The 24636-nt window shown below is 59.4% G+C and carries 26 protein-coding genes; 4 read left to right on the top strand and 22 right to left on the bottom strand.

All coding sequences use genetic code 11. From position 1 onward, the window contains the following. Nucleotides 1-2: 2 nt before the first annotated feature. The 3 genes from AC07OJ_RS28500 to AC07OJ_RS28490 all read left to right on the top strand — a co-directional run bounded on the left by AC07OJ_RS28500 (nt 3) and on the right by AC07OJ_RS28490 (nt 3931). Nucleotides 3-824 carry a M23 family metallopeptidase gene (locus tag AC07OJ_RS28500; protein WP_106802689.1) on the top strand — a complete coding sequence of 274 codons (822 nt, stop codon included), beginning with the start codon at nt 3-5 and terminating at the stop codon, nt 822-824. Between the two features lie 324 nt (nt 825-1148). Next, nucleotides 1149-2828, top strand: coding sequence for a 2-isopropylmalate synthase (gene leuA / locus AC07OJ_RS28495; protein ID WP_495095665.1), 1680 nt, complete (start codon nt 1149-1151; stop codon nt 2826-2828). Nucleotides 2829-3166: 338 nt separating this feature from the next. After that, the gene (locus AC07OJ_RS28490; protein ID WP_495095664.1) at nt 3167-3931 is read left to right on the top strand and encodes a hypothetical protein; all 765 of its coding nucleotides are present in this window, start codon (nt 3167-3169) and stop codon (nt 3929-3931) included. Between the two features lie 60 nt (nt 3932-3991). Here AC07OJ_RS28490 and AC07OJ_RS28485 read toward each other — a convergent pair whose 3' ends face one another. The 21 genes from AC07OJ_RS28485 to trmJ all read right to left on the bottom strand — a co-directional run bounded on the left by AC07OJ_RS28485 (nt 3992) and on the right by trmJ (nt 22843). Then, nucleotides 3992-4783: an amidohydrolase gene (locus AC07OJ_RS28485; RefSeq protein WP_495095663.1), complete on the bottom strand. Its 792-nt coding sequence runs from the start codon at nt 4781-4783 to the stop codon at nt 3992-3994. Continuing rightward, nucleotides 4771-5919, bottom strand: coding sequence for a pyridoxal phosphate-dependent aminotransferase (locus tag AC07OJ_RS28480; protein WP_065908636.1), 1149 nt, complete (start codon nt 5917-5919; stop codon nt 4771-4773). The genes AC07OJ_RS28485 and AC07OJ_RS28480 overlap by 13 nt, the downstream gene beginning before the upstream one ends. A gap of 135 nt (nt 5920-6054) precedes the next feature. Further along, complete coding sequence (gene der / locus AC07OJ_RS28475; RefSeq protein ID WP_065908635.1) at nt 6055-7524, bottom strand: ribosome biogenesis GTPase Der; 1470 nt, start codon at nt 7522-7524, stop codon at nt 6055-6057. A gap of 134 nt (nt 7525-7658) precedes the next feature. Further along, nucleotides 7659-8810: an outer membrane protein assembly factor BamB gene (bamB, locus tag AC07OJ_RS28470; protein WP_065908633.1), complete on the bottom strand. Its 1152-nt coding sequence runs from the start codon at nt 8808-8810 to the stop codon at nt 7659-7661. After that, on the bottom strand, nt 8803-9444 hold the full coding sequence (locus AC07OJ_RS28465) for a YfgM family protein (protein WP_065908632.1): 642 nt from the start codon (nt 9442-9444) through the stop codon (nt 8803-8805). Before AC07OJ_RS28465 ends, bamB begins: the two co-directional genes overlap by 8 nt. Nucleotides 9445-9485: 41 nt before the next feature. Continuing rightward, nucleotides 9486-10775, bottom strand: a complete 1290-nt coding sequence (gene hisS, locus AC07OJ_RS28460) for a histidine--tRNA ligase (protein ID WP_065908631.1) — start codon at nt 10773-10775, stop codon at nt 9486-9488. A gap of 23 nt (nt 10776-10798) precedes the next feature. Then, nucleotides 10799-11908, bottom strand: coding sequence for a flavodoxin-dependent (E)-4-hydroxy-3-methylbut-2-enyl-diphosphate synthase (gene ispG, locus AC07OJ_RS28455; RefSeq protein ID WP_025859271.1), 1110 nt, complete (start codon nt 11906-11908; stop codon nt 10799-10801). 2 nt (nt 11909-11910) lie between these two features. After that, nucleotides 11911-12918 (bottom strand): RodZ domain-containing protein, encoded by a 1008-nt coding sequence (locus AC07OJ_RS28450; protein WP_262135482.1) that lies wholly within the window; start codon nt 12916-12918, stop codon nt 11911-11913. Beyond that, nucleotides 12918-13676 (bottom strand): type IV pilus biogenesis/stability protein PilW, encoded by a 759-nt coding sequence (gene pilW, locus AC07OJ_RS28445; protein ID WP_065908627.1) that lies wholly within the window; start codon nt 13674-13676, stop codon nt 12918-12920. Before pilW ends, AC07OJ_RS28450 begins: the two co-directional genes overlap by 1 nt. Nucleotides 13677-13688: 12 nt before the next feature. Beyond that, nucleotides 13689-14837, bottom strand: a complete 1149-nt coding sequence (gene rlmN / locus AC07OJ_RS28440) for a dual-specificity RNA methyltransferase RlmN (RefSeq protein WP_065908625.1) — start codon at nt 14835-14837, stop codon at nt 13689-13691. 29 nt (nt 14838-14866) lie between these two features. After that, nucleotides 14867-15292, bottom strand: coding sequence for a nucleoside-diphosphate kinase (gene ndk, locus AC07OJ_RS28435; protein WP_060754319.1), 426 nt, complete (start codon nt 15290-15292; stop codon nt 14867-14869). A 92-nt stretch (nt 15293-15384) separates the two neighbouring features. Next, on the bottom strand, nt 15385-15585 hold the full coding sequence (gene iscX / locus AC07OJ_RS28430) for a Fe-S cluster assembly protein IscX (protein ID WP_065908623.1): 201 nt from the start codon (nt 15583-15585) through the stop codon (nt 15385-15387). A 14-nt stretch (nt 15586-15599) separates the two neighbouring features. Next, on the bottom strand, nt 15600-15941 hold the full coding sequence (fdx, locus tag AC07OJ_RS28425; protein ID WP_015885743.1) for an ISC system 2Fe-2S type ferredoxin: 342 nt from the start codon (nt 15939-15941) through the stop codon (nt 15600-15602). 3 nt (nt 15942-15944) lie between these two features. Continuing rightward, nucleotides 15945-17807 (bottom strand): Fe-S protein assembly chaperone HscA, encoded by a 1863-nt coding sequence (gene hscA, locus AC07OJ_RS28420; protein ID WP_495095662.1) that lies wholly within the window; start codon nt 17805-17807, stop codon nt 15945-15947. A 51-nt stretch (nt 17808-17858) separates the two neighbouring features. Then, nucleotides 17859-18380 carry a co-chaperone HscB gene (gene hscB, locus AC07OJ_RS28415; RefSeq protein WP_106802684.1) on the bottom strand — a complete coding sequence of 174 codons (522 nt, stop codon included), beginning with the start codon at nt 18378-18380 and terminating at the stop codon, nt 17859-17861. 8 nt (nt 18381-18388) lie between these two features. Continuing rightward, nucleotides 18389-18712: an iron-sulfur cluster assembly protein IscA gene (iscA, locus tag AC07OJ_RS28410; RefSeq protein ID WP_003175963.1), complete on the bottom strand. Its 324-nt coding sequence runs from the start codon at nt 18710-18712 to the stop codon at nt 18389-18391. A gap of 28 nt (nt 18713-18740) precedes the next feature. Then, nucleotides 18741-19127, bottom strand: a complete 387-nt coding sequence (gene iscU / locus AC07OJ_RS28405; protein ID WP_003209682.1) for a Fe-S cluster assembly scaffold IscU — start codon at nt 19125-19127, stop codon at nt 18741-18743. 99 nt (nt 19128-19226) lie between these two features. Next, nucleotides 19227-20441, bottom strand: coding sequence for an IscS subfamily cysteine desulfurase (locus tag AC07OJ_RS28400; RefSeq protein ID WP_017530022.1), 1215 nt, complete (start codon nt 20439-20441; stop codon nt 19227-19229). A 50-nt stretch (nt 20442-20491) separates the two neighbouring features. Then, nucleotides 20492-20983 carry a Fe-S cluster assembly transcriptional regulator IscR gene (gene iscR / locus AC07OJ_RS28395; protein WP_003194020.1) on the bottom strand — a complete coding sequence of 164 codons (492 nt, stop codon included), beginning with the start codon at nt 20981-20983 and terminating at the stop codon, nt 20492-20494. Between the two features lie 301 nt (nt 20984-21284). Then, the gene (gene cysE, locus AC07OJ_RS28390) at nt 21285-22070 is read right to left on the bottom strand and encodes a serine O-acetyltransferase (protein ID WP_065908617.1); all 786 of its coding nucleotides are present in this window, start codon (nt 22068-22070) and stop codon (nt 21285-21287) included. Nucleotides 22071-22072: 2 nt separating this feature from the next. Beyond that, on the bottom strand, nt 22073-22843 hold the full coding sequence (gene trmJ / locus AC07OJ_RS28385) for a tRNA (cytosine(32)/uridine(32)-2'-O)-methyltransferase TrmJ (protein WP_003210307.1): 771 nt from the start codon (nt 22841-22843) through the stop codon (nt 22073-22075). 145 nt (nt 22844-22988) lie between these two features. Here trmJ and suhB point away from each other — a divergent pair, with 145 nt between their 5' ends. Then, nucleotides 22989-23804 (top strand): type III secretion system regulator SuhB, encoded by an 816-nt coding sequence (gene suhB, locus AC07OJ_RS28380; protein WP_003175971.1) that lies wholly within the window; start codon nt 22989-22991, stop codon nt 23802-23804. A 204-nt stretch (nt 23805-24008) separates the two neighbouring features. On the opposite strand, the gene AC07OJ_RS28375 is transcribed toward suhB, so the two are convergent. After that, nucleotides 24009-24551, bottom strand: a complete 543-nt coding sequence (locus AC07OJ_RS28375; protein ID WP_065908615.1) for a glycine zipper 2TM domain-containing protein — start codon at nt 24549-24551, stop codon at nt 24009-24011. Nucleotides 24552-24636: the final 85 nt, after the last annotated feature.

The following is a 24636-nucleotide window of genomic DNA, read 5'->3' as shown; positions in this document are numbered from 1 at the left end:
TGATGCCACGTTTTTTAAGTGTATTGATGCTGCTGTGCCTCGCCTTCAATGCCCACGCCGACAGCTACATCACCCGCACCCTGAACAAACCCGTGCCGGGCGGCGTGGCCGTGGTCGAACTGGGCCCTTCGGCCGCCGCGCCGAAAGCGACGTATCAAGGTAAACCGGTGCTGGTGGTAAAGGAGGCGGACAACTGGCTGGCGATTGTCGGCATTCCGCTGACCGTCAAGCCCGGCAATGAGCGCATCAGCAGCGGTGGGCGCAACCTGCCGTTTATCGTCGGCTACAAAAAGTACCCGGAACAGCGCATCACCCTGAAAAACAAAAGCCAGGTCAACCCCGATCCCGCGCAGCTCAAGCGCATCGAGGCGGAGCTGGCGGTGCAGATCAAGGCGTACCGCAGTTTCAGCCCGAACCTGCCGAGCAACCTGGTGCTGGATAAACCGGTGAACGGGCCACTGTCGAGCAAGTTCGGCGTACGCCGTTTCTTCAACGGTGAAGAGCGCAACCCTCATTCGGGCCTGGACTTCGCCGTGCCGGCCGGCACGCCGATCAAGACGCCGGCGAACGGCAAGGTGATTCTGGTCGGCAACTACTTCTTCAATGGCAACACCGTGTTCGTCGACCATGGCCAGGGCTTCATCAGCATGTTCTGCCATATGTCGAAGATCGACGTGAAAGTCGGCCAGCAACTGGCGCGCGGGGCGGTGGTCGGCAAGGTCGGTTCGACGGGCCGCGCAACGGGGCCGCACATGCATTGGAATGTCAGCCTGAACGATGCACGGGTCGACCCGGCGATCTTCATCGGCGCGTTCCAGCCCTGAAACGTGGAATTGCGCACCCGATAATGGGTGCGCAATTAAAAATAGCCGCTGACTAATTCTCAGGCATAAACTCTCGTTTCCTACGCCAATAGCAGAACTTATCTCAATTTTTCTCGACTGCTTGCCATCTTTCACCCCGGCGGTTAGGGTTGAGCTTATGAAAACCTCTCACACCCTCATTCAGCTCCGCCAGCACCGCAGCCTGTGCCTTGTCAGCGCACGACTGCCAGGCTGAATCGATCTGCCTCGTCTTTACGTTTTATCCCTAAAAACAGTTCTACGGCAGGCCGCCTTTTCTCGGCCCCTACAACAAAGGATTTCCCGATGAGCATGCTCAAAGACCCGTCTTCGAAATACCGCGCGTTCCCGACCATCGATATCCCGGATCGCACCTGGCCGTCGAAAACCATCACCGAAGCGCCGATCTGGTGCAGCTCCGACCTGCGTGATGGCAACCAGTCGCTGATCGAGCCGATGGACGCGGTGAAGAAGCTGCGTTTCTGGAAGACCCTGGTCGCGGTGGGTGTGAAAGAAATCGAAGCGTCGTTCCCGGCCGCCTCGCAGACCGACTTCGACTTCGTGCGCACCCTGATCGAAGACAACCACATCCCCGAGGACACCACCATCCAGGTGCTGACCCAGGGCCGTGAAGACTTGATCGCACGCACCTTCGAATCGCTGCGCGGCGCCAAGAAGGCCATCGTGCACCTGTACAACGCCACGTCGCCGTCGTTCCGCCGCATCGTGTTCAACCAGGACAAGGAAGGCATCAAGGCCATCGCGGTCAACGCAGCCAAGCTGTTTGTCAAATACGCGGCCCAACAGCCAGACACCCAGTGGACCTTCGAATACTCCCCGGAAACCTTCAGCGCCACCGAACTGGAATTCGCCAAGGAAGTATGTGACGCAGTGATCGAGGTGTGGAACCCGACGCCTAAGCACAAGGTGATTCTCAACCTGCCCGCCACCGTCGAGTGCGCCACGCCGAACATCTATGCCGACCAGATCGAATGGTTCGGTCGCCATATCAACCGTCGTGACAGCGTGATCATCAGCCTGCACACCCACAACGACCGTGGCACCGGCGTCGCCGCCACCGAGCTGGGCCTGATGGCCGGCGCCGACCGTGTCGAAGGCTGCCTGTTCGGCAACGGCGAGCGTACCGGCAACGTCGACCTGGTCACCGTGGCCTTGAACATGTACACCCAGGGCCTCGACCCGCAGCTGGACTTCTCCGACATCGACGGCGTGCGCAAAGTCGTTGAGGAGTGCAACCAGATCCAGGTGCACCCACGTCACCCCTATGTCGGCGACCTGGTGCACACCGCGTTCTCCGGCTCCCACCAGGATGCGATCCGCAAGGGCTTTGCCCAGCAGAAAGACGACGCCCTGTGGGAAGTGCCGTACTTGCCGATCGACCCGGCGGACATCGGCCGCAGCTACGAAGCGGTGATCCGCGTGAACAGCCAGTCGGGCAAAGGCGGTATCGCCTACCTGCTGGAGCAGGAATACGACATCAGCTTGCCACGCCGCATGCAGATCGAGTTCAGCCAGGTGGTCCAGGCTGAAACCGACCGCGTGGGCCTGGAGATGACCGCCCCGCAGATCTACGCGTTGCTGCAGCGTGAATACTTGCAGGCCAACACCCCGTACGCGCTGGTCAGCCATCGCCTGCAGGAAGAGAATGGCAACAGCTTTGTCGAGGTGGAAGTGTCGGGCAAAGGCCAGGGCGAAACCAACCTGCACTGGAAAGGCAAAGGCAACGGTGCACTGGAAGCCCTGGTAGCCGGCCTGCCGGTAGCGGTCGAGATCATGGACTACAACGAACACGCAATCGGCGCGGGCACCAACGCCAAGGCCGCGGCCTACATCGAACTGCGCGTGAACGGCGAGCGTCCGGTGCACGGCGTGGGCATTGATGAAAACATCACTACGGCGAGCTTCAAGGCACTGTTCAGTGCGCTGAACCGCTCGTTGAGCCAGTTGGAAGCGAAAGCGGCGTAAACCTGATCGCGGCAATGCAAAAAGCCCCTGAGTTAAAACTCAGGGGCTTTTTTATTAAGTATCCAAAATCATACCAAATACTTTTCGAGAGACTTAACGCCTCCCTGCCTACCTGCTCCAGACATAGACCTTACGGCATGGATGGAACTTTAAACTTAAATGCAACCACCCAATAAGCGCCTGCAAGGTGAGGAGCGCCCTGCATTAATCTCTAAGGGAATGCATTTGAGGTAAGTATTGAGGAATCACATGAAACAGCATTATCACTGCAAAAATCTCTCTGATGAAATCTTCCGTATTGATCCGCAAGAAAATAATCACAGTGAGAGTACTCGCTCATGATTACGACCGCTCCTTCTCATCCAGCCAGCAACCCCTTTATCGCGCACACGCCTGCACAACAAGCAAGCCCCCAACAGCAAAGGCCAAACGAATGGTCAACGGACAATAAAGAAACCCTCGGGCCTACAAACAATAGTGACCCTGAACGTTTGGGTATAAAAAAAGGGCATACCAAGCTGGGAACGTTCATCTACGAAAAGATGTACACCTCGAAATCGGAAAACGATGATTTTTCCAAAAAAATAGCTAAAGATTATGGCGGCAAGTTAATTACCGCCCCGATGAAAACAATTGATCGAGCATTGACCAAAATAAATAATGACTACGGCGGCGACATGGGCAAAATCAAAGACCTCACCCGCACGACCGTCATTATCAATAGCGAAAAAGTAGACAACGTGGTTTCCGATCTGGAAAAAAAAGGCGGCATCAATATAAAAAGAATTGATGGAGATGTAGACCCACTCGGTTACAGCGGCATCAATGCCACCTATAAATCCGAGGCCGGCGGCAATTGTGAAATGCAAGTCATCACACCTGCAATGATCTTTGGAAAGATGAATCCAAGTACCGCCAAATCCATGTTGGGAGAGGATTATTGCAAGCAGCTGGAAGAAACGTCCGGACAAAAAGGAGGTTTGGGACACAAGTTTTATGAGCAATATCGAACACTGGATCCCAACAGCACAGAAGCCAAAGACATCGCCCAGCAAAGCAAGAACTACTACGCGGCCATTCGAAGCAGCGAATTTGCCCTCTAAAAGCTAATCCCCTTGTACCTCGACTGGAAGGTCGAGGTACCCGTACTCAACATCGCCCCATCAGCCCAAGTGAAACGTGTCGGCGTCCAAATTGGCAGGAAACCGAGTGCGATAATCCGCCAGTTCCCCGGCCTCAAGACGAACTTGAAAAACCCCATCCGCCTCCCCCGCACTCAGCACGGTCTCGCCTTGGAAATCCAGCACCTGGCTGTCACCTGTGTAGGCAAAACCCTTACCGTCGGTACCAACCCGATTCACCGCCGCCACATAACACAGGTTTTCGATAGCCCGCGCCGGCAACAGACGGTTCCAATGATGACGCCGCGCCCCCGGCCAATTGGCGGTGTACAGCAGCAAGTCGGTGTCCTGGGCGTCACGGCTCCACACCGGGAAACGCAGGTCGTAGCAAATCAGCGGGCGAATGCGCCAGCCTTTCAATTCGAACTGCACCTGGCGCTCGCCGGGGGTGTAGTGATTGTGTTCACCGGCCATACGAAACAGATGACGCTTGTCGTAGTGCAGCACCTCACCGTCCGGCCGTGCCCACAGCAGGCGATTGCGATGGCTGCCGTCGGCGGCCTGGATGATCACGCTGCCGGTAATTACCGCGTTGTACTTCTTCGCCTGGGCCTGGAGCCAATGATGGGTAGGGCCGTTTTCCGGTTCGGCGAGGGTGGCCGACTCCATGGAGAAGCCGGTAGTGAACATCTCCGGCAACACGATCAGGTCGGCGCCGCGCGCCTGCTCCAGCAACAGCTCGAAATGCTCGAGGTTGGCCTGACGGTCATGCCACACCAGGCTGGTCTGGACCAAGGCAATATTCAGGTCGGGCAGTGCACTCAGATCGCGCATAGTTTTTCCGCTGCCTGCTGCAGCGTCTCCTCGCGTTTGGCAAAGCACAGGCGCACCAGGCGCTGGCCTTGGGGTGGATCCTGATAGAACACCGAGACCGGAATGGTCGCCACACCGTGTTCGCGGGTCATCCACAGCGACATGGCGACGTCATCCAGGTCCGGGCGAATCTGTGAGTAATCCACCAATTGGAAGTAGGTGCCGGTCACCCGGGTAAAGCTCAAACGCGACGGCGCCAGCAGATCACAGAACAGATCGCGCTTGGCCTGATAAAAGGCCGGCAGTTCCTCGACGTGCTCCGGGTGTTCGGCCATGAAGTCCGCCAGAGCGTACTGCAAAGGCGTTACGCCGCAAAAGTTGACATATTGATGCACCTTGCGCAGTTCGGCGCTAAGGGCCGGTGGCGCGACCACGTAGCCGGTTTTCCAGCCGGTGACGTGGTAGGTCTTGCCGAAGGAGCTGACCACGAAGGCGCGCCGGTACAGCTCTTCATGGGCCAGCACGCTGACGTGGGGCACACCATCGAATACCAGGTGCTCGTAGACTTCATCGCTGACCAGATAGATATCGCGGTCGCGGATCAATTCGGCCAACTGGTCCAGCTCGGCGCGGCTGATCAGCGCGCCGGTGGGGTTGTGCGGGGTGTTGAGGATGATCATGCGCGTGCGCGATGAAAGCGCGGCCTTGATCTTTTCGAAGTCGAGCGCAAAGCCTTGCAGGCTCAGTTGCACATGCACGCAACGGCCACCAGCCAGTTCGACCGAGGGCTCGTAGCTGTCGTAGCAGGGATCGAAGACGATGACTTCGTCACCACTGCGAATCACCGCCTGGATCGCGCAGAAGATCGCCTCGGTGGCGCCTGGGGTGATGGTCACTTCAGTGTCCGCATTCACCGTGGCGCCGTAGCTGCGGGCGATCTTGGCGGCTACTTGCTGACGCAACACGGGCAGCCCGGTCATCGGCGCATATTGGTTATGGCCAAGGGCGATATGCTTGCCTACCGCGTCGAGCAAACCCTGCGGGCCATTGAAATCGGGAAAGCCCTGGGACAGGTTGAGCGCGCCGGTTTCGGCAGCGAGTTGCGACATGGTGGTGAAAATGGTCGTGCCGACATTTGGCAGCTTACTGGTGATCATCGGAGGCCCCTGCAGGTGAGCCCCAAGTTTTAAGCTGCAAGCTGCAAGCAGGTCAAGCGACAAACTGCCAGGCACAAAAAAGGGCTCCAAAGGAGCCCTCTCTTGCAGCCTGTAGCTGACGACTTGAAGCTGCTGCTATCGCTTGTCGCGGCGCTTCTTGTCGGCCTTCTTGTGGTGAGTCATCAAACGACGCTTCTTGTTCACCTGACGGTCAGTCAGTGTGTTCTTGTTGCCTTCGTATGGGTTCTCGCCGCCCTTGAACTCGATGCGGATCGGCGTACCGACCAGCTTCAGGACACGGCGGTAGGTGTTCTCCAGGTAACGCACATAGGACTTTGGCACCTTCTCGATCTGGTTACCGTGGATCACGATAATCGGCGGGTTGGCACCACCCAAGTGGGCGTAACGCAGTTTGATCCGGCGATTGTTGACCATCGGTGGCGCGTGTTCGCCCACCGCGTCTTCGAGGATCTGGGTCAGGCGGTTGGTCGGCCAGCGGGTGACCGCAGACTTGAACGAGTTCTGTACGGATGCGTAGAGGTTGCCCACGCCGGTACCGTGCAGTGCCGAGATGAAGTGGATGTCGGCGAACTCGACGAAGAACAGCCGGCGCTGCAGCTCGATCTTGACGAAATCGCGCTCGCTCGGCGTCATGCCGTCCCACTTGTTGATCGCGATTACCAAAGCGCGACCGGCTTCCAGGGCAAAGCCCAGCAAGTTGAGGTCGTGGTCCACCACACCTTCGCGGGCGTCCATCACGAAGATCACCACGTTGGCGTCTTTGATCGCCTGCAGGGTTTTCACCACGGAGAACTTTTCAACTTCCTCGTGGATCTTGCCGCGCTTGCGCACACCGGCGGTGTCGATCAGCGTGTACTTCTCGTCGTTACGCTCGAACGGGATGTAGATACTGTCGCGCGTGGTGCCGGGTTGGTCATACACGATAACCCGGTCTTCACCGAGCATGCGGTTGACCAGGGTCGACTTGCCCACGTTCGGACGGCCGATGATGGCGATCTTGATACCGTCTTTTTCGCTCGGGCCAGGAATGCGCTTGGCTTCCTCACCTTCGGCGACGATCTCTTCCTCGCCCTCTTCTTCCTCGGCGTCATCCTTGGGGAAGCTGCTCAGGGCAATTTCCAGCATCTGGGTGATGCCGCGACCGTGCGCACCGGCGATCGGGATCGCGTCGCCCAGGCCCATCGGGCTGAATTCGGCACGGGCCAGTTCAGGATCGATATTGTCGATCTTGTTGGCGACCACGTAGGAACGCTTGTTGCGCTTGCGCAGGTGCTCGCCAATCATCTGGTCGGCAGCGGTGTAGCCCGCACGGGCGTCCACCAGGAACAACACGACATCGGCTTCTTCAATGGCCAGCAGCGACTGCTCGGCCATTTTTTCGTCCATGCCATGCTCGTCACCGGAGATACCACCGGTGTCGACAATAATGTAGGAGCGCCCTTGCCACTTTGCCTCACCGTATTGGCGATCACGGGTCAGACCGGACAAGTCGCCGACGATGGCGTCGCGAGTCCTGGTCAGGCGGTTGAACAAGGTGGACTTGCCGACGTTAGGTCGGCCCACCAGGGCGATTACGGGAACCATGCGGCTCTCCACTTCGTTATTTCAGAAAATACAAAAGCCGCTGCAAGGCAGCGGCTGGTGCTCGGGGCAGCATATTCAAATGCCGCATGCCCCGCCGAAACGGGGCCGCCTGGGGGTTACCCCAAGCATAGTTCTTACTTGATGGTCAGGGCTTCCAGCTTGCCGCTGTTGCCAAACACATAAAGCATGTTACCCACGACCAGCGGACGGGCACGCAGGCCGTCGCTGTCGATACGCTCACGACCTACAAAGCGACCGTCCACCTGGCTCAGCAGGTGCAGGTAGCCTTCGAAGTCGCCAACAGCCACGTAGCTGGAGAACACCTCCGGTGCCGACAGTTGACGGCGGGCCAGCGAGTCGTTGCTCCACAGCGCAGTGGTGGTGCGCTCATCCACACTTTCAACGGTGCCGGATGCCAGGCTGACGTAGACGCTGCCAAACCCTTGGGCGACACCCGCGTAGCTGGAAGCATCACGCTGCCAGTTGACGCGACCGCTCTGCAGGTCCAGCGCCGCTACACGGCCCTGGTAAGTGGCGACGTAGATCGTTTCACCCGACAGCAGCAAGCCACCATCGATGTCGACCACGCGATCGAGTTCCGAACGACCTTGCGGGATGGCCACACGGGTTTCCCAGGCCGGCACGCCGTTCTGGGTATCGAGGGCGACCACTTTACCGGTCGACAGGCCTGCAACGGCCAGATTGTTGGTCACAATCGGACCACTGGTACCGCGCAACGTCAGTACCGCCGGGGTGCTGTCGTACAACCAGCGCTGTTCACCGGTGCTGGCGTCGAGGCCGATCACACGGTCGTCCTGAGTCTGCACCACGACGATATCGCCGTTGGTGGCAGGCGGTGCGAGAACCTCACTGGTCACGCGAGCGCGCCATTTCTCTTCACCGGTGCTGGAATCCAGCGCCACGACTTCGCCCTTGAGCGTGCCGAGCATTACCAGGCCATAACCCACGCCAACGGCGCCGGACACAGGCAATTCGAGGTCTTTCTTCCACTTCACGTCGCCGTTCATGCGATCCATGGAGATCACGACGCCGGTCACGTCAGCGGCCACAATGTTGTCACCGTCGATTGCCGGTACCAACATGTTGTAGGTGTCGCCCTGACCGTCACCGATGGAGCGGCTCCACTGCTTTTGCAGGACCACTTCTTCCTTGAAGCTGGTCAGCTCGGCCGGAGGCAGTTCTTTTTTACTGTTGCTGCTGCAACCCGCGGCCAGAACGGCCAGAGCCAGCAATGCTGCATGTTTCCAACGGATCACGTCACGCATCCCCTTTGGCCAAGTCGTCCAGCTTGATTTGTAAGCCACCGACCGCTGCTTCATCAGACAGCGCCGCCTTGGCTTTTTGGTACGCAGCATTGGCTTCGTCGGTACGACCCAATTGGACCAACAGGTCGCCCTTGAGCTCTTCGCGAGTGGCTACAAATGCCTTGTCAGCATCGCCGTCGAGCAGTTTGAGTGCTTCGTCAGCCTTGTTCTGTGCCGCCAATACCTGAGCCAGGCGCTGACGTGCGATTTCACCCAGGGTCGGGTTGGTCGGTTTGTCGGCGATGGCCTTCAGCTCGGTGGCTGCGTCATCCAGCTTGCCGGTGTCGACCGCGACTTTCGCGACGAACAGGCTGCCGTATTGGGCGTAGGTGGTACCGCCAAATTCGTTCTTCAGCTTGCCGGCCAGATCCGCTACTTGCGCAGGGTCGGGCTTGCCGTCAGGCGTCAACGTGGTTTCCAGCAATTGCTGATAGAGGATCGAGGCGCCCTGGGATTGGTTGGCCTGATACTTGGTCCAGGCTTGCCAGCCGAACACCACCACTAAAGCCAGCAGGCCGCCAGTAACCAGGGGCTTGCCGTTACGCTGCCACCAGTCCTTGAACTCGGCCAGTTGCTCATCATCAGTACTCGACACCCCAATACTCCTTAATCGCTAAATTCGGCTGTTCGACAGCTTCAACCCTGCACGACGCAGGTGGCCAAGTGCGCGGCGAGCGCATCAAAGGCAATGTTCTGTTGCTCGCCCTGGCCACGCAGGGGTTTGAAACCTATCACTTGCTGGGCCAACTCGTCATCGCCGAGGATCAGTGCATACAGCGCACCGCTCTTGTCGGCCTTCTTGAACTGGCTCTTGAAGCTGCCGGCGCCGGCATTGATCTGCAGGCGCAGGTTCGGCAGTTGGTCGCGAACCTTTTCGCTCAGGGCCAGGGCTGCCAGTTCGGCCGCCTCGCCGAATGCGCACAGGTACACATCCACCTGACGGGAGATTTCTTCCGGGACCTGCTCCAGGGTTTCCAGCAGCAGGATCAGCCGCTCGATACCCATGGCAAAACCTACACCCGCGGTCGGCTTGCCGCCCATCTGTTCAACCAGGCCGTCGTAACGCCCACCGGCACACACGGTGCCCTGGGCGCCGAGCTTGTCGGTGACCCACTCGAACACGGTCTTGCTGTAGTAATCGAGGCCGCGTACCAGCTTCGGGTTGATCACGTACGGAATCCCGGCCGCCTCCAGGCGAGCCTTGAGGCCCTCGAAGTGGAGTCGGGATTCGTCGTCCAGGTAGTCGGCCATTTTCGGTGCATCAACCAGCACGGCCTGGGTGTCGGCGTTCTTGGTATCAAGGACGCGCAACGGGTTGGTTTTCAGACGGCGCTGGCTGTCTTCATCCAGTTTGTCCAGGTGGGCGGACAGGTACTCGACCAGGGCCTCGCGATAGCGACCGCGCGACTCGCTGGTGCCCAGGCTGTTGAGCTCAAGCTTGACCGCGTCGCGGATGCCCAGCAGGCCCCACAGGCGCCAGGTCAGCACGATCAGCTCGGCGTCGATGTCCGGACCGTCGAGGTTGAACACCTCCAGGCCGATCTGGTGGAACTGGCGATAACGGCCTTTCTGCGGGCGCTCGTGGCGGAACATCGGGCCGATGTACCAGAGTTTCTGTGGCTGGCCGCCACCGGTGAGGCCATGCTCGAGCACGGCGCGCACGCACGCGGCTGTGCCTTCCGGACGCAGGGTCAGGGAGTCGCCGTTGCGGTCCTCAAAGGTGTACATCTCTTTTTCGACGATGTCGGTCACTTCACCGATCGAGCGCTTGAACAGCTCGGTGAACTCGACGATCGGCATGCGGATCTGCTTGTAACCGTAGTTATCCAGCAGGCGCGCGACAGTGCTCTCGAAGTAACGCCACAGGGGCGTCTGCTCAGGCAGGATGTCGTTCATGCCACGAATGGCTTGCAGAGACTTGCTCACATCAAATCCTTAAATTCGTTCAATCAGCCGCGCGCGATCAGCGCTGCGTCAGCCGCGACCTTTTCGGCCGCTTTCTCGCGGATCAGTCTTTCGAGCTCATCCACCAGATTGTCATTCGTCAACTTCTGCGACGGCTTGCCGTCGATGTAGATCAGGTTCGGTGTGCCGCCGGTCAAGCCGATGTGCGCCTCTTTGGCTTCACCCGGGCCGTTGACCACACAACCGATTACCGCGACATCCAGCGGCACCAGCAGGTCTTCGAGGCGCCCTTCCAGTTCGTTCATGGTTTTCACCACGTCGAAGTTCTGCCGCGAGCAGCTCGGGCAGGCAATGAAGTTGATGCCACGGGAACGCAAATGCAGGGATTTGAGAATGTCGTAACCGACCTTCACTTCCTCTACCGGGTCTGCCGCGAGGGAGATGCGGATAGTATCGCCAATCCCTTCGGCGAGCAGCATACCGAGACCCACCGCAGATTTCACTGTGCCTGAACGTAAACCACCGGCTTCGGTGATACCCAGGTGCAGCGGCTGCACGATTTCCTTGGCCAGCAGGCGGTAGGCTTCTACGGCCATGAACACGTCGGAGGCCTTTACGCTGACCTTGAAGTCCTGGAAATTCAGGCGTTCAAGGTGTTCAACATGGCGCAGCGCCGATTCAACCAGCGCCGCCGGGGTCGGCTCGCCGTATTTCTTTTGCAGGTCTTTTTCCAGGGAGCCGGCGTTGACGCCGATGCGGATCGGAATGCCGCGATCACGCGCCGCATCCACCACGGCACGCACACGGTCTTCGCGACCGATGTTGCCCGGGTTGATACGCAGGCAGTCCACACCCAGTTCGGCTACGCGCAGTGCGATCTTGTAGTCGAAGTGAATGTCGGCCACCAACGGCACCTTGACCAGTTGCTTGATGCGACCGAAGGCTTCGGCAGCGTCCATGTCCGGCACGGATACCCGTACGATGTCCACGCCGGCCGCTTCCAGACGGTTGATCTGGGCAACGGTGGCGGCCACGTCATTGGTGTCGCTGTTGGTCATGCTTTGTACCGCAATGGGGGCATCGCCGCCCACCGGCACCGAGCCGACCCAGATCTTGCGCGATACGCGACGTTTGATTGGAGATTCGCCGTGCATGACTATTGTCCCAACTTGAGGCGAGCGGTCTCGCCACTGGTGAACGGCGCCACGTCCACAGGCTGGCCGTTGTAGGCCACTTGCGCGCCACGGGCAAAGCCCAGACGCAGCGTCAAAGGAGGCTTGCCGCCTTGGTCAAGAGTATCTCCCTTACGCTTCAGACCGCTAAACAGCACTTTGCCATTGCCATCGGTGACCTGCGTCCAGCAGTCAGCGATGAAGGTGATCTGTACGCGCCCATCACCCGCGATCAATGCCGGGGCGGTAGGCGGTGAAATCGCAGGCGCTGCCGGAGCGGCCGGCGTTGGGGCCGCTGGCGCTTGCGCCGGAGTCGCTGGAGTGTGCGCCTGGGCGGCCGGAGCTGCCGGTGTGTGAGCCGGTGCAGACGGCGTCGCAGGTGCTGGTACGGCAGCGGTTGCGGCAGGTGCGGTTTCTGCTGCTGGCGGCTCAGTGGCAACCGGCGCTTCAGGCGCGGCCTGGCTCTCAGCCACAGCCTGGTCCTCTGGCTCATCGAGCGGGTGAATCTGGGTGGTGCCGTCGGCGCTTTCGACTTCGACGTGCTCCATGGCGTTGCTGGTCAGGTCCTTGGAGCGCTGGGAGGTCTGGTCTTGCCACCAGACAAACCCGCCGCCAATGACAGCGATCAGCAGCAACAGGCTGACAATGCGTAAAATCGTGTGGGAAACCCGCACCGGCTCTTCGATGCGGCCCAGGCCGTGGACATTGCTGCCCTGAGAGTCGGTGCCGGTGAACTGGTCGAATTCCTGGACCAATACGGCCTGGTCGATCCCCAGCAGCTTGGCGTAGGCGCGGATGTAGCCGCGGGCGAAGGTATGCCCAGGCAGCTTGTCGAACGCGCCGGCTTCCAGGTTGCCCAGGGAGGTGGTGGTCAAATTGAGCTTGAGGGCCACTTCCGCCAACGACCAACCATTGCTTTCGCGGGCCTGACGCAAGGTGTCGCCTGGGTTTACGCGATTAGCTGCTACAACTTCCGGGTGCGCCGCTTTCATCATTGCTCCGACAGGTATTGCTGATATTCCGGCGTACCGGGATAGAGTCGTTCGAGTTGCTGGCCAAAACGTGCGGCCGTGTCGCGTTCTTCATGAACCGTCGCCAGGCGCACACCAAGCAATAGACTACGTGCATTTTGCCCGCTGAGCAGGCTAAAACGCTCGTAATAGTCACGTGCCGGCACATAATGCCTGTCTTCGTAGGACAACTCAGCCATTTCGAGCAACGCGCGTGGCTGACGACCGTTCAAGTGCAGGGCTTTTTCCAGTTGCTGGCGTGCGCTGTCGCGCTGGCCGAGGCGCATCGAGGTCACCCCAAGGTTCTCGAACACCCGCGAGCGTTCAGGATAGAGGGTATCGGCGCTGGCTTGCTGGAAATTAACGGCTGCCTGGTCATAACGTTGCTGCGCGAACAGGAAGCTGCCGTAATTGTTCAGCAACCGCGGATCGGCAGGCCGGACGGCCAGGGCTTTGTTGAAATACTGATCGGCCAGTTCAGGCTCGGCCTGGGCCTGGAATACCAGGGCCAATGCGGCGTTGACGTCGGCATCGTCGCTGTCCAGCGCCAGGGCCTTTTTCAATGGCACCTTGGCCTGTTCGCTCATGCCTTGCTGCAGGTACCCCAACCCCAGTTGCACATAGGCAACTCGCGCCGCGTCACGGCCTTTACCGGTTTGCAACGGGCTTTCATGTCCCGATGAAACACATCCGGCCGCAAGGCCGGTCACCAGTAAAAGCAGCGCAAGGCGCAAGGGCATAGAGATCCTCTCTCAGTTTCGATTCGCAGCGCTTTGTGGCATATCGTCGGCGGCGCTCAGTTCGCGCACCGCGATATAACGTTCGCTGCGACGGGTGCGATCCAGCACCTGTCCTACCAATTGGCCACAGGCGGCGTCGATGTCTTCACCACGGGTGGTGCGTACGGTGACGTTGTAGCCGGCCTGGTGCAGTTGATCCTGGAAACGGCGGATGGCGTTGTTGCTCGGCCGCTCGTAGCCAGAATGTGGAAACGGGTTGAACGGAATCAGGTTGATCTTGCACGGGATGTTCTTGAGCAACTCGATCATCTCGACCGCGTGTTCGACCTTGTCGTTGATGTCCTTGAGCAGGGTGTACTCAATGGTCAGCACGCGCTTTTCGCCCAGGGACGACATGTAGCGCTGGCAAGACTCGAGCAGCATCTTAAGCGGATACTTCTTGTTGATCGGCACCAATTGGTTACGCAATGCGTCATTGGGTGCGTGCAGCGACAACGCCAGGGAGACGTCGATGTGCTTGGACAACTCATCGATCATCGGCACCACGCCGGAGGTCGACAGGGTCACACGGCGCTTGGAGATGCCGTAGCCCAGGTCGTCCATCATCAGATGCATGGCCGAAACGACGTTGTCGAAGTTCAGCAGCGGCTCACCCATGCCCATCATCACCACGTTGGTGATGGCACGGTCGACGGTTGCCGGGACGCTGCCAAAGGATTTGTTGGCAATCCACACCTGGCCGATGACTTCGGCGGCGGTGAGGTTGCTATTGAAGCCTTGCTTGCCGGTGGAGCAGAAACTGCAGTCCAGGGCACAGCCTGCCTGGGACGAAACGCACAAGGTGCCGCGTTTGCCCTGGGGAATGTACACGGTCTCGACACAGCTGCCGGACGCCACGCGCACCACCCATTTACGGGTGCCGTCGCTGGAGATGTCCTCGCTGACCACTTCCGGACCACGCACTTCAGCAATAGCCTTGAGCTTGTCGCGCAAAGCCTTGCTGACGTTCGTCATGGCGTCGAAATCGTCGACGCCAAAGTGGTGAATCCACTTCATTACCTGACCGGCACGGAAACGCTTCTCCCCGATTGAGTCGAAGAATTTTTCCATTTCCTGTTGAGTCAGACCCAGCAGGTTGGTTTTAACAGTCGATGTAGTCATGGATTCACCCTCACTCTTTAAGCCGATGCTTAGCGAGCGGTTACTTCAGTAGCAGCGAAAAAGTAAGCGATTTCGCGAGCAGCAGCGGCTTCGGAGTCCGAACCGTGTACAGCGTTGGCGTCGATGGACTCAGCGAAATCAGCACGGATGGTGCCGGCAGCTGCTTCTTTAGGGTTGGTAGCGCCCATCAGCTCACGGTTCAGAGCGATAGCGTTTTCGCCTTCCAGAACCTGAACAACAACAGGACCGGAGATCATGAAGGCAACCAGGTCACCGAAGAAGCCACGAGCGCTGTGCTCAGCGTAGAAGCCTTCAGCTTCAGCCTTGGACAGTTGCTTGAGTTTCGAAGCTACAACCTTCAGGCCGGCTTTTTCGAAACGAGTGGTGATCTCGCCGATGACGTTTTTTGCAACAGCGTCAGGCTTGATGATGGAGAAAGTACGTTGAACAGCCATGGTGTAACTCCAGAAACGGTAATTTACGAAAAATTAAACCCGCGAATTATACGCGGGTTATTGGGTATTGCCTAACTGCGTAAAAAGGCGGTTCAGTCTGCTTCTTCGATCCACAGGCCTTGAATCGCCTCCAGAACCTTTTCGCCACCCCGGTCGGGGATGTCGTCGAAGTCCGGCAGCTCCATCACCAGATTGCGCAGCTTGACGAAGTTGACCGTCAGAGGATTGACCTCCGGGTGAGCTTGCGCAAGTTGTATAGCGATCTCTTGTACATCAACCCATTTCAGGCTCATGACATTTCCTTGAATCAATGCGGCGCTTCGGCTGCATGGTTGAGGGAATATTTCGGGATTTCGACGGTGATGTCTTCAGTTCCGACCTTTGCCTGACAGCTTAGGCGAGAAGTCGCCTCCAGGCCCCAGGCGCGGTCCAGAAAGTCCTCTTCGAGCTCATCCGCTTCTTCCAGGGAGTTGAAACCCTCGCGAATCACGCAGTGGCAGGTGGTGCAGGCGCACACTCCGCCACAGGCGCTTTCGATCTCGATGTGGTTGTCATGGGCAACTTCGAGGATGGACTTGCCGGTCTCAGCCTCCACGACCATACCGTCCGGGCAATGCTCGGCGTGTGGCAGAAAAATGACCTGCGGCATTAATTATTCCTCGATTTCATTCAGGTTGCGCCCGGCCAGTGCGGCTTTCACCGTCTGATCCATGCGCCGGGCGGCAAACGCATCCGTGACCTGCGACAAGCGCTTGGTCTGCTGCTCGATGGCGTAACCATCGTTGCCTTTCATCAGTTCAGCCAGCTCCTGCATTTGCAGGTCGATGACCATGCGCTCTTCGGCATCCAACAGGCGCTCGCCATCCGCCTCAAGGGCGCCCTGCACCGCTTCGAGCAGGCGCTGGGCATCCACTTGCTGCTCACGCAATACGCGGGCGACCTTGTCGTCACCGGCATATTGGAACGAGTCCTTGAGCATCTTGGCGATTTCGCCGTCGGTCAGGCCGTAGGACGGCTTGACCTGGATGCTGGCTTCGACGCCGGACGCCAGTTCGCGCGCAGCGACACTGAGCAGGCCATCGGCGTCGACCTGGAAGGTCACGCGAATCTTCGCCGCACCGGCGACCATCGCCGGAATGCCGCGCAATTCAAAGCGCGCGAGGGAGCGGCAATCGCTGATCAACTCGCGCTCGCCTTGCAGCACATGAATCATCATGGCCGTCTGGCCATCTTTGTAAGTAGTGAAGTCCTGGGCGCGGGCAACGGGGATGGTGGTATTACGTGGAATCACCTTCTCCATCAGGCCACCCATGGTTTCGAGGCCCAGGGACAGCGGAATCACGTCGAGCAGCAGCAATTCGCCACCATCGCGCTTGTTCCCAGCCAGGGTATCGGCCTGGATAGCAGCACCAATGGCGACTACCTGATCCGGGTCGATTTCAGTCAGCGGCTGGCGACCAAAGGCTTCAGCCACGGCCTCGCGAACGCGCGGTACACGGGTGGAACCACCCACCATGACCACGGCACCGACGTCTTCCAGCTCAATGCCGGAATCACGCACGGCGCGACGGCAAGCCTTGAGGCTGCGGGCAACCATCGGTTCGATCAACGCATCGAAGGCTTCGCGGGTCAGTGGAGCCGACCAAGTGCCGTAGGACACTTCAACCGAGGCAGCATCAGTCAACGCTTCCTTGGCCGCACAGGCGGTTTGCAACAGGTTGCGTTGCGCGCCCGGATCCAGGTCAGCCGACAAGCCGGCGCTGGTGATGATCCAGCCCGCAATGGCGTGGTCGAAGTCATCGCCGCCCAGGGCGCTGTCGCCGCCGGTGGCCAGCACTTCGAAGACACCGCCGGTCAGGCGCAGGATCGAAATATCAAAGGTGCCGCCGCCCAGGTCATAAATAGCGACCAGGCCTTCTGCGTGCTGATCCAGGCCATAGGCCACGGCAGCCGCAGTCGGCTCGTTGAGCAGGCGCAGCACGTTGAGGCCGGCGAGTTTCGCCGCGTCCTTGGTGGCTTGACGCTGAGCATCATCGAAATACGCCGGAACGGTGATCACCGCGCCCACCAGTTCGCCGCCCAAGGTGGATTCCGCACGCTGGCGCAGCACCTTGAGAATATCGGCCGACACTTCCACCGGGCTCTTCGGCCCCTGGACAGTATCGATGAACGGCATATGGGATTCGCCACCGACAAAGCGGTACGGCAACTGGTCGCCCAATTGCTTGACGTCGGACAGACCACGACCCATCAAGCGCTTGACCGACAGCACGGTGTTCAAGGGATCGGTAGACGCGGCCAGCTTGGCCGACTCGCCCACTTCGGTGCGATCAGCGTGATAGCGCACGGCGGACGGCAGGATCACCTGGCCATTGGCGTCGGGCAGCGGCTCGGACAGGCCGCTGCGCAAGGCAGCAACCAGGGAATTGGTGGTGCCCAGGTCAATCCCCACCGCCAGGCGACGCTGGTGCGGTTGAGGGCTTTGGCCGGGTTCGGCGATTTGCAGTAGAGCCATGGTAATCAGGTCTTATCTGTCTATCAGGCGTGCATCACGGGCAGCACTGGGTTAATCGTCGAGGCGCTCTTCTAACTGGCGCACTTCGTAGGTGAGCTTGTCGAGGAACTGCATGCGCCGCATCAGGCGTTCGGCCTGTTCGCGTTGCGCAGCATCGTTCCAACAGGCTGCGAAGCTTTCGTTGAGCTCATCCTGGGCCGTTTTCAGACGACGCTTGAAGACCGCGACACCCGCCAGATCGGCTTCGTCCTGCAAGTCTTCGAGCTCTTCGCGCCACTGCATCTGCTGCATCAGGAAGTCCGGGTCGTGCACCGTGACTTCCAGCGGCAACTCGCCACCGTTCATCGCGAGCAGGTAACGCGCGCGTTTCGGAGGGCTTTTGAGCGTCTGATAGGCTTCGTTGAGGCTGGCCGATTGCTCCAGGGCCTGGCGTTGCTCACGCTCGGAAGCGTCAGCGAAGCGGTCCGGGTGCACGCCACGCGCCAATTCACGGTAGCGCGTGGCCAGCTGTTCGAGGTCCAGCCGGAAACTCGGCTGCAGCTCGAATAAAGCGAAATGACAAGGAGTACCCACGAATAGCCTCAGATGTTGAAGCTTTCGCCGCAGCCACATTCACCGCGCACGTTGGGGTTGTTGAACTTGAAGCCTTCGTTCAACCCTTCCTTGACGAAATCGAGTTCGGTGCCGTCCAGGTAGGTCAGGCTCTTGGGGTCGATAATCACTTTCTCGCCGTGACTTTCGAACACCTGGTCTTCCGCAACCACCTCGTCGACAAACTCCAGCACGTAGGCAAGGCCGGAACAGCCCGTGGTGCGAACACCCAGACGAATCCCCTCACCTTTACCGCGCCCATTCAGGGAGCGGCGAATGTGCTGCGCAGCCGCTTCTGTCATGCTGATAGCCATCGTTGACTCCTTACTCGTCGCCAAATGCTTAGATCAAGCCTTTCTTCTGCTTGTAGTCGCGAACGGCCGCCTTGATGGCGTCTTCAGCGAGTACCGAGCAGTGAATTTTCACCGGCGGCAGGGCCAGTTCTTCGGCCAGCTGGGTGTTGCTGATGGTGACAGCCTCATCCAGGGTCTTGCCTTTCATCCACTCGGTAGCGAGGGAGCTGGAGGCAATGGCGGAACCGCAGCCATATGTCTTGAATTTGGCGTCTTCGATAACGCCAGCTTCGTTAACCTTGATCTGCAGGCGCATCACATCGCCGCACGCCGGAGCGCCGACCATGCCGGTGCCGACATCAGGGTCTTCCGCGTTCATCTTGCCGACGTTGCGCGGGTTTTCGTAGTGGTCGATGACCTTTTCGCTGTAAGCCATGGTACTGAATCCTCACTCATCAGGGCCGCTCTGGAACCCTGTAAAAACGCCTGCGTTTTCCGCCACGTTCCTACAGAGCTTGGGTGGCGGCTTCTATATTTAGTGTGCCGCCCACTCGATCTTGGAAATATCGACACCGTCTTTGTACATGTCCCACAGCGGCGACAAAACGCGCAGCTTGTTGACGGCCTCGCAGACTTTCTGCGCGGCGTAGTCGACTTGTTCTTCGGTGGTGAAGCGGCCGAACGTAAAGCGGATCGAGCTATGTGCCAGTTCGTCGTTGCGGCCCAGGGCGCGCAGGACATACGAAGGCTCAAGCGAGGCCGAGGTGCAGGCCGAACCGGACGAAACCGCCAGGTCCTTGAGCGCCATGATCAGCGACTCGCCTTCGACGTAGTTGAAGCTCAAATTCAGGTTGTGCGGTACACGGGCGGTCATGCTGCCGTTGATGTACAGCTCTTCAAGGTTCTCGACCTGCTTGTAGAAGCGATCGCTGAGGGCCTTGATGCGCACGTTTTCGGCAGCCATGTCTTCCTTGGCTACGCGGAAAGCTTCGCCCATGCCGACGATCTGGTGGGTCGCCAGGGTGCCCGAACGCATGCCGCGCTCGTGACCGCCGCCGTGCATGGTGGCTTCGATACGCACGCGAGGCTTGCGGCTCACGTAGAGCGCGCCGATGCCTTTAGGGCCGTAGGTCTTGTGGGCAGAGAACGACATCAGGTCGACTTTCAGTTTCGACAGGTCGATGTCGACCTTGCCGGTGGACTGGGCAGCGTCGACGTGCAGCAGGATGCCCTTGGAACGGGTCAGCTCGCCAATGGCCGCGATGTCGTTGATGGTGCCGATTTCGTTGTTCACGTGGATCACGGAAACCAGGATGGTGTCTTCACGCAGCGCGGCCTCAATCATGGCCGGGGTGACGATACCGTCGGTGGTTGGCTCGAGGTAGGTCACCTCGAAACCTTCACGCTCCAGTTGGCGCATGGTGTCGAGGACAGCCTTGTGCTCAATCTTGGTGGTGATCAGGTGCTTGCCCTTGGTCGCATAGAAATGCGCCGCGCCCTTGATTGCCAGGTTGTCGGACTCGGTGGCACCGGAGGTCCAGACGATTTCACGCGGGTCTGCACCCACCAGGTCAGCAACCTGGCGACGAGCGTTCTCGACCGCTTCCTCGGCTTTCCAGCCGAATACGTGGGAACGGGAGGCCGGGTTGCCGAAGTTTCCGTCAACCAGCAGGCATTCACTCATCTTTTGCGCGACACGCGGATCAACCGGGGTGGTCGCTGAGTAATCAAGGTAAATCGGCAATTTCATGGACTTTCTCCTAAATCAGGCTGGCTGGCGTGCCGTTAGCTCTTCGGCTGTCACTCGACGGCGGACGCTTCAATCTTGTCCAGACGCGGCGCCTTGGTGTTGCAACGGCGCTGGTCCTGACGCTGGGCTACTTCTTGCACCTCACGGCGAGTCACAAGATCAGCCAAGCTGATACCACTCAAAAACTCATGGATCTGCAGGCTCAAGTCGCACCACAGGTGGTGCGTCAGGCAGGTGTCGCCGGCGTGGCAGTCACCCAGACCCTGGCATTTGGTTGCATCGACGGATTCGTTCACCGCGTCGATGACCTGGGCTACCTGGATGCCCTGCATGTCGCGGGACAGTTGATAGCCGCCGCCCGGCCCACGCACGCTGGAAACCAGGTTGCTGCGGCGCAACTTGGCGAACAGTTGCTCGAGGTAGGACAGGGAAATGCCTTGGCGCTCGGAGATATCGGCCAGGGACACCGGCCCAGTTTGCGCGTGCAAGGCCAGGTCAAGCATGGCGGTCACCGCGTATCGGCCTTTTGTAGTCAGTCTCATGGACAAGTACCAAGGTGTTTCAGAATGGGAGCAAGTATGCGATTCCCGAGTATTTAAGTCAACTATAAGACCTAGTACTTTAGTCAGGATTACCCGTAAAAAGGGCGCGCGAATCATAGCAGGATGGGGTGGGGACGACCAGCAGGAACAAGGTCAACGCCCGATCTCATGACCAATGGAGATCAAATGTGGAAGCTGGCTTGCCTGCGATTGGCGGTGGATCAGCAGCTCAAGGGGTAGCTGGCAGACCGCGATCACCGGCAAGCCAGCTCCCACAGGAGATTTCTATCAACCGTAATATCTAGCCTGCCTTGGTGGCTGATGCTTCGTCCTTGATCTCGGCGAAGTCTTCTTCGCGCAACTCAGGCAGATCTTTCGCACAGTAAGGGCTGCCCAGATCCTTCAGCGCACCGCACATGCCCTCCAGCTTGCCATCTACTGCCTGCAGATGATCGAGCAGTTGGCCGATGGCGCGCGCCACCGGGTCCGGCATGTCTTCGCTGACGCCGTAGGCATCGAAGCCGATCTTCTCGGCCATGGCCTTGCGCTTGGCTTCCTGCTCATCGCCGACTTCCGGCTTGACGATGATCCGCCCTGGAATGCCGACCACGGTCGCACCGGCCGGTACCGCCTTGGTCACCACCGCATTGGAGCCGACCTTGGCGCCCGCGCCGACCGTGAACGGGCCCAGCACCTTGGCACCCGCCCCGACCACCACGCCGTCTTCGAGGGTTGGGTGGCGCTTGCCTTTGTTCCAGCTGGTACCGCCGAGGGTCACGCCCTGGTAGAGGGTTACGTCATCCCCAATTTCAGCCGTCTCGCCGATCACAATGCCCATGCCATGGTCGATAAAGAAGCGACGCCCGACCTTGGCCCCCGGGTGGATTTCGATCCCGGTCAGCCAGCGACCGAAGTTCGACACCAGCCGCGCCAGCCATTTCCAGCCCATGCCCCACAGGGCGCCGGACAGGCGATGGATCCAGATTGCATGCATGCCCGGGTAGCACGTCAGCACTTCAAAGGCGTTGCGCGCCGCCGGGTCACGGTGGAAAACACTCTGGATATCTTCTCGCAAACGCTCGAACATTTTTAATCCTTCCGCTTAAGAAGCTCGCCACGGGCCGCTTTCTGGGTTTCCGTGAGGATGCCACGCAATATATTCATTTCCGCCCGGCTGACCGAGCTGCGTCCGTACAACCGACGCAGGCGCGCCATCAAGTGCCGTGGTTTTTCCGGATCGAGGAACTCAATGGCCACCAGGGTTTGCTCCAGGTGTTCATAGAATCGCTCCAGCTCGTCCATGGTGGCCAACTCGCCACTCTTGGTCGACGCCACTTCGTCCTTCTCGACCTTGCTCGGCTGCCCTTCTGCGGCCAGCCAGGCCATGCGCACTTCATAACTCAACACCTGCACCGCTGCCCCGAGGTTCAGCGAGCTGAACTCAGGGTCTGATGGAATGTGCACGTGGTAATGACATCGCTGCAGCTCTTCATTGGTGAGGCCGGAGTCTTCACGGCCAAACACCAGCGCGATCTCAGCGCCGCCAGCCGCCTCTTCCACGACCTTGGTCCCGCACTCGCGCGGATCCAGCAGCGGCCAGGGAATGCGGCGATCGCGAGCACTGGTGCCGAGCACCAGGTTGCAACCGACCAGGGCGTCTTCCAAGGTGGCGACGACCTGGGCCTTTTCGAGGATGTCATTGGCGCCGGACGCACGGGCATCAGCCTCGTGATGGGGGAACACGCGCGGTTCGACCAGCACCAGGCGCGTCAGCCCCATGTTTTTCATGGCTCGCGCCACCCCGCCGATGTTGCCGGGATGACTGGTATTGACCAAGACGACACGAATGTTTTGCAGCAAGGGAGGCGCTCTCGGACACGGGAAAGGGGAGCAAATCTTACAGAACAGCCTAAGGTTATGCCATGAAAGCTAACGTCGTCCTTCACCTGAAGAAAGTTTCTGCTAGAATGCCCGGCTTTCTTTAACAACCTTAGGTGACACATCCATGCAGCCCATGCTGAATATCGCGCTGCGCGCCGCCCGCAGCGCCAGTGAATTGATCTTCCGCTCCATCGAGCGCCTGGATACCATCAAGGTCGACGAAAAAGACGCCAAGGATTATGTATCCGAGGTGGATCGTGCCGCCGAACAGAAAATCATCGACGCCCTGCGCAAGGCCTACCCTACCCACGGCATCCTCGGTGAAGAAACCGGCCTGCACAAAGGTAGCGGCGAAGGCGAAGACTACCTGTGGATCATCGACCCACTGGATGGCACCACCAACTTCCTGCGCGGCATCCCACACTTTGCGGTGAGCATTGCCTGCAAATACCGTGGCCGCCTGGAACACGCCGTCGTACTCGATCCGGTTCGCCAGGAAGAATTCACCGCCAGCCGTGGCCGTGGCGCCCAGCTGAATGGTCGTCGCCTGCGTGTCAGCGGCCGTACCAGCCTGGACGGCGCCCTGCTCGGCACCGGCTTCCCGTTCCGTGACGACCAGATGGACAACCTGGAAAACTACCTGGGCATGTTCCGCGCCCTGGTTGGCCAGACCGCTGGCATCCGCCGCGCCGGTGCCGCCAGCCTGGACCTGGCCTATGTGGCCGCAGGTCGTTTTGATGCGTTCTGGGAATCGGGCCTGTCCGAGTGGGACATGGCTGCAGGCGCCCTGCTGATCCAGGAAGCAGGCGGCCTGGTGAGCGACTTTACCGGCGGTCACGACTTCCTTGAGAAAGGCCACGTGGTTGCCGGCAACACCAAATGCTTCAAGGCAGTACTGACGGCGATCCAGCCGCACCTGCCGGCTTCGCTGAAACGCTAAGCGAGCGAGCACAAAAAAAGCACCCCGAGGGGTGCTTTTTTTATGCCTGGGATTTGGGGGCAAACCCAGTACCACTGACTCAACCACAATCCAATGTAGGCGCTGGCTTGCCTGCGATTGCGGTCAGCCAGCTAATCAGCTGCCGACCCAGCGCAATCGCAGGCAAGCCAGCGCCTACATCTGGACCAGTGCCAGGCTTATCAATTACTGCTGGTTCTGACCCAGGATCAGCCGACCTTCTTTATCGACTGGAATCTGGCCACCCGGATCACGGTCCATGCGCACAGATCCTTCCTTGCCATCCAGGTTGTAACGCACGTCATAACCGACCACCTTGTCGCTGATGTCATTGACGGTGTTACAACGGGTTTGGGTGGTGGTGTAGGTATCGCGGTTCTGCATGCCTTCCTGAACCTTGTTACCGGCGTAACCGCCACCGACCGCGCCGGCTACAGTAGCCAGCTTCTTGCCATTACCACCACCGACCTGGTTGCCCAACAGGCCACCAGCCAGTGCGCCGACTACTGTGCCGACGATCTGATGTTGATCCTGAACCGGCTTTTGCCGGGTCACTGCGACGTCCTTGCAGACCTCGCGCGGGGTTTTGATCTGGGTTTTTACCGGCTGCACCGCCAGCACTTGCGCATACTCAGGGCCGCTTTTCACCAGGCTGTAGGTGGCAACAGCACCCCCGGCAGTCACACCGACAGCACCCAATACCGCACCAACCAGCAACGACTTGTTCACGTGAACCTCCTGACCATCACAAACGGACCGAAAGATCCGCGCTATACCCAGCCTTGGAGCAAAAAAAAAGGCACGAGTTCAATAC

It is taken from the genome of Pseudomonas sp. GW821-FHT09C08 (assembly GCF_059418125.1).
The sequence above is the reverse complement of the archived record's forward strand: the minus strand, read 5'-3'. Positions and strand labels throughout refer to the sequence as shown.